This is a genomic window from Paenibacillus phytohabitans (assembly GCF_013141775.1).
In the GTDB taxonomy this organism is placed as follows: Bacteria; Bacillota; Bacilli; order Paenibacillales; family Paenibacillaceae; genus Paenibacillus_AQ; species Paenibacillus_AQ phytohabitans.
This window is the reverse complement of sequence record NZ_WHOB01000088.1, coordinates 14,416-27,360: the sequence shown is the minus strand read 5'-3', so window position 1 is coordinate 27,360 and position 12,945 is coordinate 14,416. Positions and strand designations below refer to the sequence as shown.

Sequence of the window (12,945 nt, the reverse complement as noted above, 5' to 3'; positions counted from 1 at the left end):
AACGTGATGACAGGGACAAGTAAGCATGGACTGTACCTTCAGAAAGCCGGTGGCTGATGTGAACCGGTGGTGCACCTCTGACCGAATGGACCCTTGAGCGCCGCGATCGAACGGGCTGCATAAGCCTTCAGTAGACCGGCCGGCTCTTCCCCGTTAACGGAAGCTAAGGCTGCTTGCCTGTCCTTCAGGGATAACTTAGGAGCAGCGAATAAGGGTGGTACCACGGTCTCACGTCCCTTGCGGATGTGGGGCCTTTTTGCGTCCTGACGCAAACGGAATAAACAGATGATGGAGGATAAAGATCATGGCTAAAAAAGTATTATCGGGGATTCAGCCCAGCGGTTCGCTCACACTCGGAAATTATATCGGAGCGATCAAGAATTTCGTCAAGCTTCAAAGGGAATATGAATGTTACTTCATGGTGGTGGATCTGCATGCCATTACGGTTGCCCAAGACCCCGCTGCCCTTCGTGAGAATTCGGAATCGGTAGCTGCATTGTATCTGGCTGCAGGCATTGATCCTGCCATCTCCCATGTCTACATGCAGTCCCACGTGCCTCAGCATGCTGAGCTGGGATGGATTCTGACGACACTGACTGCTATGGGTGAGCTGGAACGGATGACGCAGTTTAAGGATAAATCGGCAGGCAAAGAATCCGTAGGAGCCGGATTATTCGTATATCCATCGCTGATGGCTGCAGATATCCTGGTCTACAACGCCGATCTGGTACCGGTGGGTGAAGACCAGAAGCAGCATCTGGAGCTGACCCGCGACTTGGCGGGGCGCTTCAATCACCGGTTCGGTGATTTCTTCACCATTCCTGAGCCGTATATTCCTGAAGTCGGGGCGCGGATTATGTCTCTGGATGACGGGACCAAAAAAATGAGCAAAAGCGACCCCAATGCCGGCAGCAGAATCGGTCTGCTGGATCCGCCGGATGTCATCCGCAAAAAGATCAGCCGCGCAACCACGGATTCAGGACGCGAAGTGGTATTTGATCCGGCCAATAAGCCTGAGATCAGCAACCTGATGAGTATCTATGCCGAATGCTCGGGAATGAGCCTCCAGCAGATAGCTGACAAGTATGAAGGGCAAATGTATGGCGGCTTCAAAAAAGAGCTTGGCGAAGTAATCGTCGCCCTGCTTGAACCCATCCAGCAGAGATACCATGAGATCCGCAGCTCAGGCACACTGGGCGATATTCTGGCTCAAGGTGCCGAAAGCGCGCGCAGCAGTGCTGCCCGGACACTGGAAGGCGTGAAGGAACGGATGGGCTTCCTGCCTTACCGTTAAGAGGAGGGCAGCTTGCGCTCGGCCTTGCGTCTCAGCCGGGCTTTGATGATGAAGCCCCAGCCGATATTGAGCACGCACAGGGCGCCGAGCAGCAGCGCCAGCCAAATGTTATAGCTGATTGAAATGGAAGCTGCCGTAAGTATGAGAATTGAAGAGCAGGCGAACCACAGTGACAGACCTTTACCCATATGTTCCAGCCTTCCTTTCTGCTGCAATAGCGGTGGAGTGAGTCCCGGAGTGCTTTCTGCACCCCGGGATTTTCAATTCATATCATGAAGTATAAACTGTAACCGCTTTATTGTGATTGTGCCTTATGCGGTCCGGGGCGTCAAGAGGCGGCGAGAGAATTAGACCTCAGAATCCAGTAAAGGGCCAATGACGGAATCCTGCACAGAATACAACATTTTCTTTATTAAATCGCCTCTAATCAAAAATTGTTGCACAAAAGGCAGAATTCTCCTCCTTCATAGCCGCTAAGCGGGGGAATTGCTGTATTTCATACAACAATTCGTAAAGAGGGTGAACTTCAACTCATTGCCCGTATAAATTAAAAAGATGGCATCCGCATGGGCGGATGCCATCCATCTACATGATATGCCTTGTTTACGCTGCTATGTCTTAACTGTCCCCGGATCAATGGCGAAGCGCTCATCGAGCTTCTCACTGCTGAGCCAGCCTACATAAGTATTCAGCGGATGATACTGGTTGTCCATGACCAGTACTGCAACGAACGGGAATTGCTTACGGTGTAAATAACGAACATCCCCCCAGCGTACAATATAACCAGAGGGCAGCTCTTCGACCTCGGCGACAGCGTAAGAGGTGAAGTACAGAAAAGCCTGAATATCCGGATGGGATTTCGAATGTTCAACAGCGGGGTGAGTGGAGCACACCGCATGCTTGAACCATTCCAGCTTGCCGTTGTTCAGCAGTCCGACGTTGTAGCTGCCATCCGGCTTGGCTTTGACCACGTTCCAGCGTGTAGGCGAAATCGTAGGGATGACAAAGTACCGGTCACCAGCATTATGGTGCACATCCTTGTTCTTGATGTTGCGTGTGATACGCGCATGTACGAGCGTCCGCCAGATGTAATACAAGACGATGCTTGCGTATAGCGTAATGAACAAGGGCGCCGGAGGCACAATCCCGCTGATCCAGAGAATGATCGCTGCCGCATGGCTGCCGAAGATGAACGGATCGAAGATGTGGATAATATTCCAGGCAATCCATTTCTCGGTGAACGGGCGTGCCGCCTGGGTCCCATAGGTGTTGAACAGATCCGAGAACACATGGATGGCAACGCCGATGAAGCTCCAAAGCGCAATATGGCTTAAGGCATGGAGATCCGTTAATCCGAAGACCGGACCTATGACCACTGTGATCAGAGCCGGCCATAACAGTAAAAAGGGCAGGGAATGGGTGATTCCCCTGTGATTGCGGATATAAACTGCGTTGTCCTTCAGCCGCAGCGCAGTATCAGCATCCGGTGCCTGAGAAGCGAGTACAGTAGCGACCATTACGGCACCGGCAAGTGTCCCATTCGCGGCGACTGAAGGATCAACGAACGACAGACCGGCGAGTCCCAGTCCCATAACAAAATGTGTAGCGGTATCCATTGGTCAGATCTCCTTTGTACGGAAGTTCTCTATTAATAACTACCCAATTTAGCGTCCAGTTATTTAGGGGGGAGGAAATAAATATTGTCACGTAATTGTCGAATTGATGAACATCATGGTCAATGATTGTCAAAGTCTTTCCCAGTTTGCTATGATAAAGTTAATAGCGGAGCGAGTAATATTATCCAGATGTAGCCGAACGGTTACTCAGGCTCCGGCGGAACGTTAAGAAGTCCCTTAGAAGGAGGAACACCATACGTGGACAATCAATTGAGATATCAAGCTTCTTCCGATTCCGCATCAATGTCTGCCAAGTCTCCACCGGAAGGTGCAAGCTGGCGCGACTTCATTACGGTGACGAAACCCGGTATTATCCGTTCCAATCTGATCGCTGCTTTTGCAGGCTACTGGGTAGCTTCAGGCTGGGATGTACAATATGGGCGCTTAATCCTTACCCTGCTCGGCACTATGCTGGTTATGGCCTCGGCCTGTGTATTCAATAATTATTTCGACCGGGATCTGGATATGAAGATGGAAAGAACCCGTGAGCGTGGCTTGCCTACAGGCAGGCTGAAGCCTCAGACAGTGCTGCTGTACGGCATTGGGCTCGGTATTGCCGGCCTGGCTGTGCTGTTTGCTTTCTGCGGAGTACTGGCCGGACTGTTTGGCATCGTCGGCATGTTCGTATATGTTGTAGTGTATACCCTTTGGCTCAAAAGAACATCTACCTGGAGCACATCCGTGGGAGCCATCTCCGGTGCCATGCCGCCTGTAATCGGTTATGTGGCTGTTACCGGAACCGTAGACCTTGGTGCCTGGCTGCTGTTCGCCATGCTCTTCCTGTGGCAGCCGCCCCACTTCTGGGCACTTGGTATCCGCCGCAAAGAGGAGTATAGGGCCGCAGGGTTCCCGCTGCTTCCAGTGGTCAAAGGGACACGCCGCACCAAGTTCCAGATGATCCCTTATGTGGCACTGCTGCTGCCTATCCCTGTACTGATGTACATGTATGACTATGCAGGAATATTTTATCTGATTGTATCGTCAGCTTTGTCGCTGGCCTGGCTCTATTTAACCTTAATCGGATTTAAGGCGAAGGATGATGATGCCTGGGCCAAGAAAAATTTCTTCTTCTCCATTAACTATCTGACCATAAGTCTGATTGTGCTTGTATTGAATACGATCCACGGTTAAATTTTAGATACACGCGGTGGAAGTACGGATTCTTATGATGAATGGGGAGGGGTCCTGTGCAGACCTTGAAACGCTATAAATGGACCTGGCTGATGCTGCTGGCGGCGGTAATTATGGCCGTCTATCTGGTAGTGAATTCGCTTAGCTTCGGAGACAAGAAGCTGCCGGTCATCGGGGAGGTACAGGACTTCTCTCTGGAGAATGTGGATGGACAGCAGGTGAGCCTGGCGGATACGGCAGGCAAAGCAAGGCTGGTCTATTTCTTCTTCACCGAATGCCCGGATGTGTGCCCTATTACTACTTACATGCTGTCACAGACACAGGATCTGCTGGTGAAGGATGGCAGCTTCGGCAAGGATATTGAATTTGTCTCCATTTCCTTTGACCCGGAGAACGACACACGTGAAGCGATCAGGGCATTCGGCGACAAGTTTCATGCCGATTATAACGGCTGGTATTTCCTGCGCGGGGATCAGGAGCAGGTACGCAAGCTGGCGGCTGAATCATTCAAGGTTCTGATCTACGGCAACAGTAAGGATGATTTCGCCCATGCCAACCTTATTGGTCTGGTAGACCGGACCAACCGCCTCCGGGGATTATATGATGCCGGCGATACGGAGAATGTGACTCCCGAGTTTCTGGCCGAATCGGTTAAGAAGCTGGCCCGTGAATAGATTTGCCGGAATATACCAAACGCCTTACCGGACTCCTTCCAATTAAGGAGGGACCGGCAAGGCGTTTTTGGTGTTGACTATAGACCGGAGCCAGCTAGTTGTTGCTGAACGGCTGCGGATAGAGAATATATTCCTCAAGCCCGGCTTTTTCAAGCTGGGTGATGCTGTACTCGTCAGGAGTGCCTTCGACACCGGCATAACCCCGCCGGGTATACATATGCACCGCATCGGGAAAGGCATCGCGCAGTACGCCGCGGATTTTTTTGCCGGAGCTGTCATTGTCCATATACAGGTATACTTCTCCATCACCGACAGTGCGGCGCAGGGATTCCAGCTTGAGTGTGTTCAAGGTGCCGAAAGTGCACAGAATGTCGACCTCCGGCGCGAGCAGCCGTCTCAGCCGGCTGCGGTCATTCTTGCCTTCGACAATAATGGTAATAGACATTGTTGCTCACTCCCGGATCGTAGTTGGTTATGACGATATTGTACCTAAGCTTCGCCAATTTTAACAGTTCAAAGAGCAATATGTATTCATTCCCCGGGAAATGTCGTAAAAACAAACGTCATCAAACAAACAATCACCCGGCAGAAAAAATGCGGGTGATTGCTGGCGAATGCGGCTGGAATCAGGCGGCATGGCCGTTCAAGCTCGGAGAATATGCAGCGGGACTGCCGGATCTCCCGGGGGGAAGCAGCAGAAGGGCTGTCATCAGCAGCACGAAGGCAATGAAGTAAGGGGAGACATAGTCCCGCAGCTGTCCGGCGGCTACCGGCCCGGCAAATGCCCCGAGCGACATGGCGATGGATTGCAGCGAGAAGGTACGGCCCATCCGGCCTGCACCGCCCAGACTGATGAATAGGGAAGCCATGGCCGGGAATAACACACCTTTGGCTGCGCCCAGCATGAACAGAACGGCTCCCGCCGGGATGCTGCGGAAGGCGGCCAGAGTGAAGAAGCAGATCGCCATTCCCAGCAGGGCGGCAGCAATGCGGATGCCAGGGGCCAGCCGGTTCAGGAAGAACAGGCTGAGGGTCAGTAGTGCCCCCAAGCTGAGCAGCGACAGCAGAATTCCGGTCGAAATCATTCCGCCGCTTCCTTGAGACAGCGGAAGTTCAAAGAAGAGTACCCCTTGGGAGCAGGATACGAAAAAAGGCAGCAGATAGTAGCGCTTAGAGACTGGAATATCGGCTGACAGCGGATTCGCCGCTTTCTCCTGCGGCAGCGGCAGAGCGGGTTTGTGTACAGCCAGCGCAGGAGAATGCTTCGGGACACTGAAGAAGGCCATCACACCTGTCAGGATCAGCAGCCAGCCCAGCGTGCTGAAGGTACCGGAATATCCGGCCTTGGCCACGATGAACGCACCGGCCGCCGGTGAGACCACAGAGGCCAGCGTGTGGATGATCCCGTGGCCTGACATGTACTTGCCCTGGGTAGCCGGGTCAGAGGAGAGGGAGGCCAGCAGGGTCATGCAGGCAGGCGAGAGGAAGGCCAGTGCGAAGCCGCTTGCTGCGCGCAGCAGCAGCAGATGCCAGGGCAGCTGGGCATGGGCCTGCAGCAGCAGAATTAGCCCGGCTGCTGTAAGGGCAAAGACGATGTAACGGCGGCTGCCGTTGCGGTCAACCAGTACACCGGCCAGCAGGTTGCCGGGGAGGTGGGTCAGCGAATACATCCCCATCATCCAGCCGATGAAGGCCGGCCCAGCTCCCAAAGACATGGCAAACGGTGTCAGAATGGGATACTGGGCATGCAGATCAAAGAAGGCCAGGAACAGAAATAGATACAGCCACAGCGCGGTTTTCACGGGTAACACCTCCAGATTGGTGGCCAGCCGATGAGTAATGGAACGGAATTCACTTGGAAGAAACGGCCTACTTGTACTTTACGTGCGCCGGAGGGGGCTTATACCATTTTCTTGGCCAAACTCTGTATGCGCTTCTGCAGCCCGGGAACCATGAATTATAAGAGGCATTCATGTATAATAATGATTATTATTGAAATGTCTGACGGGACAGGAGTTCCGGAGTGGCGAAATTTGCGATAGGGGTGTTGTGAAATTGATGGATCCGGCAGTGTGGTCACAATTTATCAGAGAGAATTGGCTTGTTATCGTTATTGCGCTTGTCCTGCTGTTTGCAGTAATTAATCTCGTTAAGACTGTACTGAAATGGGCAATTGTTATCATTATCGTTGCAGGCCTGTTCATCTACAGCGGGGTGACCATGGATCAGATAGGTAATGCTGTTAACAAAGTGGCGGACGGGACGGTCAGCACACTGAAGAACGAAGCGCAGGAAGTCATGCTTAAGGAAGCGCAGGATGCGGTGTATACCTCCGGCGGTGACGGTACTTTTACGATCACGACTCCGAACCTGGAAGTGAAGGGCTCAGCAGCAGAGGATAAGGTTGAAGTAATCTTCCGCGGGGTCAGTCTTGGAAAGTGGAGTGTAACGGATACCACCAAAACATTTATCGATGAAGCCCGGAAACAGGCCGGCAAATAAAAGTGCAGCTGAACCAAGGACTATATAGCCGCAGAAGGAGGAGCGAGAGAGATGCTAAACAGCTGGATAGATAGTCTTAGTGAGGCCAATATCATCTCGATCGTCCTGCTGGTGGTCGTGCTGTTCTCCGTACTGCAGGGTTGGGGCCGGGGCTTCAAAAGAGCAGCCGGAGGGCTGTTTGGACTGCTCGGCTCAGGAATAATGGCGATCGCGGCCCTGATCATGGCGGTTCCGGCCGCTGTATACCTCTCGCCACTAGCCGGGGAGTGGGCATCAGGCGTTGTTCTGCCTGACATCCGGCTGAGCCAGTGGCAGCAGGTGTATTACACAGCAGTATCGGTGCTGGCGAACTCTCCTCTTGTGCGGTTCCTGCTCCTGCTCCTTCTGTCCTACAGCCTGATCCGCCTAATGCTGGGTCTGCTGTTCCTGCTCCTGCCTTTCCGGCTGCCGCGCTTTTCTTCAAGGACTACAGGGAAGATTACGGGGGCCAGCCGCCTGAGCGGTGCCGTTCTCGGCTTCGCTGCAGGGCTTGCCCGCGCACTTGTCCTGGTCTTCGCGCTCTACATCGGCGTAGGGCTGAATCCGGACAGCGGCTTCAGCCGCTACGTGGAGTCCTCGCCGATCTACAGCCAGAGTGCGGCAGCGGTATTTGAGCCGCTGGCCGGTGAACAGGTCCGGGGTAAGCTTCCGGTGCTGACCAAGGCGGTAGCCGCCGAGATGAATGATATTTTGCGGCGCAAATATGAAGTGATTGACCATGATATCTCCGCGGACATCGCCGGTGCAGCCGCAGATATTGCCGGACAGGCTGACGGGGATGAAGAGAAGGCCAAGCTGCTCTATGATTGGATCGGCTCACGCATCACCTATGACTATACCAAGGCAGAGAACTATGAGCAGAAACGGATCTGGCATGAGCAGACTCCGCAGGATACCTTTGATACCCGGCTGGGGGTATGTATAGATTATGCCCGCCTCTATGCCATGATGGCCCGTTCGCAGGGCCTTCAGGTGCGGGTTGTAACCGGCAGGGGCTATGACGGGCAGGGCGGTTATGGCCCCCATGCCTGGAATGAGGTCTATATCAGCAGCAGGGAAGCCTGGATTCCGCTGGATTCTACCTGGGCCAGCAGCGGTAACTGGTTCAATACCAAGGATTTCGATTCAACGCATATCAAGGAAAACATCCTCTGACAAGAAGCGGGAGCTCCTCCATCTATGGTACAATAACAGCGTGTAAGAAGAGCTCTGCCTGTGGACTGCCGGATACACGGTTTTGCATAACATACAAGGAGAGGACATGCTGTGAGATGGTTCGGTAAGCCGGGCTCCCGCCCGGATGGAGGTTCTGCCCGAAACTACCTGAGTTTACGCATAAATCTGTTTTTCTTCGGCACTTTTTTTATTTTCTGCATCATTATTATCCGCCTTGCAGGGCTGCAGTTTGTGGAGAGTCCTGAGCTTACTGAGGTCGAGGCCAGCCGGGAGACCAAGGATGTGCCGCTTGCGGCGATCCGGGGAATTATTCATGCTGCCGGCGGTGAGAAACTTGCCTATTCCACATCCATTCAGTCGTTATATATCACTTTAACCAATGAATATACAGCCAAAGCCAAGAATAAGGACACCGGAGTATACGACTTCACTGCTCAAGCCAAGGCAAGGACGAATTCACTGGTGGCGCGGCTCACGTCAGTTTTTAATGAATATGGTGATCCTTCCGCCAAAAAACTCTCGCAGGAGGATATCCTTGCTCTGCTGGATCTTGATTATAAGAAATCGCTTGGTTATGTCCCGCGCAAAATCAAGACGGGATTGACAGTGAAGGAAATCGCTCATTTCATGGAGAACAAGGAAAGCTATCCTGGGGTAGCTGTTGTGGAAGAAAGCGTCCGCCATTATGACAAGGATACAGTGGCAGTTCAGACGGTAGGTTATATGAAGCTGTTCCGTTCTACAGAGGACTATAATATATACAAGAATATCCGTAATGCCATGAAACAAACGGGTGCTGATCCCGGCCTGACTTACAGGGAAGATGAATTTGTCGGTATCTATGGTCTCGAACAGCAATATCAGCGCGAGCTTAGAGGCAAGAACGGTTATCAGACCCTCTCCGTTAATCCGCAGAACATGGCTGAGGAAGTCATTGCATCGGTTCCGCCTGTCAAGGGCAACGATATCTGGATGACGATCAATAAAAGCGTGCAAATGAAGACAGAGCAGGCGATTATGGATCAGATCCGCTGGCTGCATACCAATCCGGTACAGGGTAAGTATCATCCGGATGCCCTAACCGGGTATGCGGTTGCGATGGAAGTGGATACAGGCAATGTGGTAGCCATGGCCAGTATGCCTGACTATGATACGAATGTCTGGAATGCCGAGAAGCTGCTGCCGGAAGTGTACGATAAGATCAAGGATAATTACCAGAACGGGACGATTAATGAGAATATCTCCGGCTTCTCAGGCAATGGGCTGAAGTCCTTGATTTTCCTGGGTTCCACGATCAAACCGTTAAGTGTGTTAATTGGTCTAAATGAAGGATTGTTCACCACCACCGATACGTATACGGACAAGGGAATCGCATATTTCGGCAAAGATGACAGTTCCTCAGTGAGCAATTCCTCCGGTCACGTTCTGGGGCCGCTTGATCCGGCCAAGGCGATCCAGGAGTCATCCAATGCTTTTATGGTAGACTGGGTCGGCAATGCGCTCTATAAGAAGTATCAGAGTGAAGGAATCGCGGTATGGGACAAGTATATGAAAGCCTTCGGACTTGGGGTGTCGACACAAAGCGGACTGCCGGGTGAGAGTGCCGGAGTTGCCGATTATATTAACACGAAGCAAGCGGGTTCTGTCCAGGCGGCGTTAGTCTTTGCCTCCTTCGGTCAGAAAGGTAAATATACCGCACTGCAGCTTGCCCAGTATACAGCGACGCTTGCCAATGAAGGGGAACGGATCAAGCCGCAGCTGGTCAGCAGGATTACAGATGCCGAAGGCCATACGGTTAAGGAATTCGGACGGGAAGTGCTGGACAAAATTACGTTTGATCCTTCGTACTGGAAGGAGATCAAGCAGGGGATGAACACGTCAGTTAAGGTGTTTGACGGATTCCCGTATGACTTCGCCCGCAAGACAGGGACCTCTGAAATGGATGCGTACGGTGCGGTCCGTGACAACGGAGTCTTCATTGCTTATGCTCCGCGCGAGCATCCCAAGCTTGCTGTAGCGGTGATCATTCCGGAAGGCGGCTTTGGATCGAACAGTGCTGCACCGGTGGCCCGCAAAATATTTGAAGCTTATGACTCAGAATATGGGCTCGATGGAGTCCCCAAAAAAAATCTTCCGCCAGTAGCGGAGAAACAAGAGTCAACTGTGAACTAAGAGGTTTATATTATTTTTCCCGCTGAAACGGTGCTGTCCTTATCAAGGGCAGCCAAGCCGTTTCCACTTGAGATGTAGAGGAGTGAAAAACTGTGAGTGTTTTCCGAAAGCAGGCCTCTCCCCCGGACGAGAAGGACAGCAAGAGTTCGCTTGGCCTGCGGCTCAACGTGTTTTTCTTCAGCACGTTTGTAATCTTTTGCGTAATTATTATCCGTCTGGCTGTTGTGCAGTTTGTGGAAGGACCTAAGCTGACCGAGGTGGAGACCAGCCGGGATACCAAAAGTGTACCGCTCGCGTCCATCCGTGGTGCGATTCGCGCAGCCGGAGGAGAAGAAATTGCCTATTCGACCTCCGTTCAATCACTGTATATCACCCTGACGAAGGAATATACGGCCAAAGCCGTGGATAAGGAGACCGGAATCAGTGCACTGAAGCCGGAATCTAGAGCTAACGCCTATGCGCTGGCAACCCGGCTGGTCGAGGAATTCGATAAACATGGTGATCCGGACGGCGAGAAGCTGACGGTGAATAATGTAATTACTTCATTGGATTTATATTTCAAAAAATATTCGGGTTATATGGCACGCAAGATCAAATCCGGTCTTACCACCCAGGAAGTTGCTTATTTCATGGAGCATAAAAGCGAGTTCCCCGGTCTTGAGATTGTTGAAGAAGGCGTGCGGCATTATGACAAGGACACAGTTGCTGTGCAGACAGTCGGGTATATCAAGCCCTTCAAATCGTCCAGTACACTTAATATCTATAAGAACATACAGAACGCAATGAAGAAGATCGATGCCGATCCCGGCCTGAACTATAAAGATGATGAGTTTGTCGGCTTTGACGGTCTGGAGCTGCAATATCAGCGGGAGCTGCGCGGCAAGAATGGTTATCAGGTCATTTCAGTGAATCCGCAGAATATGGCCGAGAAGGTTGAAGAGGTTGTGCCGCCGGTCAAGGGTAATGATGTCTGGATGACGATTAATAAGAACGTCCAGCTCAAGACGGAAGAGGCCATTACGGAGCAGATCAGCTGGCTGCACAGTCATGCCGTACAGGGCAAAACCCACCCCGATGCACTCACGGGTTATGCCGTAGCTATGGAAGTGGATACAGGCAATATTGTTGCCATGGCCAGTATGCCGGATTATGATACCAATGTCTGGACGGCGGAGAAGCTGGATTCAGATACTTGGAATAAAATTATGGGTAACTATCAGAATGGGACGATTACTCCGTATTCTTCGGGGATGTCGGGCCATGGATTCGGTTCAACTGTATTGCTGGGTTCAACCATTAAGCCGCTGAGTGTGCTTGTGGGCTTGAACGAAGGATTCTTCAGCACCTCTTACCGGTACAATGATAAAGGGATCGCTTATTTCGGTAAGGATGACAAATCCTCCGTACGCAATTCCTCCGGACATGTCTACGGTTCGATGGACCCGGCCAAAGCGATTGAGGATTCCTCCAACGTATTCATGGTGGATATGGTCGGCAAGAAGCTTTATGAGCAATATAAGGGCAAGGGGATTGAAGTTTGGGATAAGTATATGAAGGAGTTCGGCCTCGGTGTCTCCACACAGAGCGGGCTTCCCAATGAGTATCTGGGACAGATTAACTATACCGATATCAAGGCAGCGGGCAGTGCGCAAGCCGCACTGGTCTATGCCTCCTTCGGACAGCAGGGCCGTTATACGGTGCTGCAGCTGGCACAGTACGCTTCAACGCTTGCCAATGAAGGTGTGCGCATCAAGCCGCAGCTGGTCAGCAAGATCACCGACTCTGAAGGCAATGTGGTCAAAAAGTTTGAGCGCGAGGTGCTGGATGAAGTAACGACCTTTGACCCGTCCTTCTGGAGAGAAATCAAACAGGGCATGAACAGTAAGGTTACTGCATTTACGGATTTCCCTTATGATTTTGCCCGTAAGACAGGTACCTCCCAGCAGCTGGGGAAAGGTGAATTGCGTGATAACGGGGTATTTATTGCTTTTGCCCCGCGTAATAATCCTAAGTTAGCAGTTGCTGTGGTCATCCCTGAAGGCGGGTTTGGTTCCAACAGTGCCGCGCCGGTCGCGCGTAAAATATTCGATGCGTATGACTGGGAGTACGGCCTGGATGGCAACCCGAAGAAAAATGTAAAAACTGCAGATCCGGCCAACGGAGATGCTGAAACTACTTCGGAAGGAGCAGATAATGCGGCAGGAACTGCCGGAACGACAGGAACAAACTGACGAACCGCCGTAGCCTGATTGACAAATACACAGCTGCTCCCGACCGGGAG

11 protein-coding genes are annotated in these 12,945 nt (G+C 52.1%); 7 read left to right on the top strand and 4 right to left on the bottom strand.

Annotated features, from left to right (window positions below):
- Window positions 1–304 precede the first annotated feature (304 nt).
- Window positions 305–1,294 carry a tryptophan--tRNA ligase gene (gene trpS / locus GC101_RS28695; RefSeq protein ID WP_042139840.1) on the top strand — a complete coding sequence of 330 codons (990 nt, stop codon included), beginning with the start codon at window positions 305–307 and terminating at the stop codon, window positions 1,292–1,294.
- Here trpS and GC101_RS28690 read toward each other — a convergent pair.
- Together GC101_RS28690 and GC101_RS28685 are read right to left on the bottom strand one after the other, a co-directional pair.
- On the bottom strand, window positions 1,291–1,482 hold the full coding sequence (locus tag GC101_RS28690; RefSeq protein ID WP_042139839.1) for a hypothetical protein: 192 nt from the start codon (window positions 1,480–1,482) through the stop codon (window positions 1,291–1,293). The genes trpS and GC101_RS28690 overlap by 4 nt on opposite strands.
- 423 nt (window positions 1,483–1,905) lie before the next feature.
- Window positions 1,906–2,910, bottom strand: a complete 1,005-nt coding sequence (locus GC101_RS28685) for a metal-dependent hydrolase (RefSeq protein WP_042139837.1) — start codon at window positions 2,908–2,910, stop codon at window positions 1,906–1,908.
- A gap of 258 nt (window positions 2,911–3,168) precedes the next feature.
- Here GC101_RS28685 and cyoE point away from each other — a divergent pair, with 258 nt between their 5' ends.
- Both cyoE and GC101_RS28675 read left to right on the top strand, forming a co-directional pair.
- The gene (cyoE, locus tag GC101_RS28680) at window positions 3,169–4,101 is read left to right on the top strand and encodes a heme o synthase (RefSeq protein WP_042217328.1); all 933 of its coding nucleotides are present in this window, start codon (window positions 3,169–3,171) and stop codon (window positions 4,099–4,101) included.
- 56 nt (window positions 4,102–4,157) lie between these two features.
- Window positions 4,158–4,775 (top strand): SCO family protein, encoded by a 618-nt coding sequence (locus GC101_RS28675; protein ID WP_144026206.1) that lies wholly within the window; start codon window positions 4,158–4,160, stop codon window positions 4,773–4,775.
- A gap of 94 nt (window positions 4,776–4,869) precedes the next feature.
- Here the strand turns inward: GC101_RS28675 and GC101_RS28670 are convergent, their stop codons facing one another.
- Both GC101_RS28670 and GC101_RS28665 read right to left on the bottom strand, forming a co-directional pair.
- Window positions 4,870–5,220: a DNA primase gene (locus GC101_RS28670; RefSeq protein WP_039307212.1), complete on the bottom strand. Its 351-nt coding sequence runs from the start codon at window positions 5,218–5,220 to the stop codon at window positions 4,870–4,872.
- Window positions 5,221–5,401: 181 nt separating this feature from the next.
- A complete protein-coding gene (locus GC101_RS28665) occupies window positions 5,402–6,577 on the bottom strand; it encodes an MFS transporter (protein ID WP_171720125.1) in 1,176 nt (391 codons plus the stop codon).
- 256 nt (window positions 6,578–6,833) lie between these two features.
- Between GC101_RS28665 and GC101_RS28660 the strand changes: the two genes are divergently transcribed.
- From GC101_RS28660 to GC101_RS28645, 4 genes are all read left to right on the top strand, one after another.
- Window positions 6,834–7,277, top strand: coding sequence for a hypothetical protein (locus GC101_RS28660; protein ID WP_042139835.1), 444 nt, complete (start codon window positions 6,834–6,836; stop codon window positions 7,275–7,277).
- 51 nt (window positions 7,278–7,328) lie between these two features.
- The gene (locus tag GC101_RS28655) at window positions 7,329–8,471 is read left to right on the top strand and encodes a transglutaminase domain-containing protein (RefSeq protein WP_039307218.1); all 1,143 of its coding nucleotides are present in this window, start codon (window positions 7,329–7,331) and stop codon (window positions 8,469–8,471) included.
- A gap of 111 nt (window positions 8,472–8,582) precedes the next feature.
- The gene (locus tag GC101_RS28650) at window positions 8,583–10,664 is read left to right on the top strand and encodes a penicillin-binding transpeptidase domain-containing protein (protein ID WP_171720124.1); all 2,082 of its coding nucleotides are present in this window, start codon (window positions 8,583–8,585) and stop codon (window positions 10,662–10,664) included.
- Window positions 10,665–10,756: 92 nt separating this feature from the next.
- Complete coding sequence (locus tag GC101_RS28645; protein WP_171720123.1) at window positions 10,757–12,895, top strand: penicillin-binding transpeptidase domain-containing protein; 2,139 nt, start codon at window positions 10,757–10,759, stop codon at window positions 12,893–12,895.
- Window positions 12,896–12,945: the final 50 nt, after the last annotated feature.

Excerpts from the sequence above, each read along its gene's own strand:
- trpS (WP_042139840.1), top strand. The coding sequence starts at position 305 with ATGGCTAAAAAAGTATTATCGGGGATTCAGCCCAGCGGTTCGCTCACA.
- GC101_RS28690 (WP_042139839.1), bottom strand. The coding sequence starts at position 1,482 with ATGGGTAAAGGTCTGTCACTGTGGTTCGCCTGCTCTTCAATTCTCATA.
- GC101_RS28685 (WP_042139837.1), bottom strand. The coding sequence starts at position 2,910 with ATGGATACCGCTACACATTTTGTTATGGGACTGGGACTCGCCGGTCTG.
- GC101_RS28670 (WP_039307212.1), bottom strand. The coding sequence starts at position 5,220 with ATGTCTATTACCATTATTGTCGAAGGCAAGAATGACCGCAGCCGGCTG.
- GC101_RS28660 (WP_042139835.1), top strand. The coding sequence starts at position 6,834 with ATGGATCCGGCAGTGTGGTCACAATTTATCAGAGAGAATTGGCTTGTT.
- GC101_RS28655 (WP_039307218.1), top strand. The coding sequence starts at position 7,329 with ATGCTAAACAGCTGGATAGATAGTCTTAGTGAGGCCAATATCATCTCG.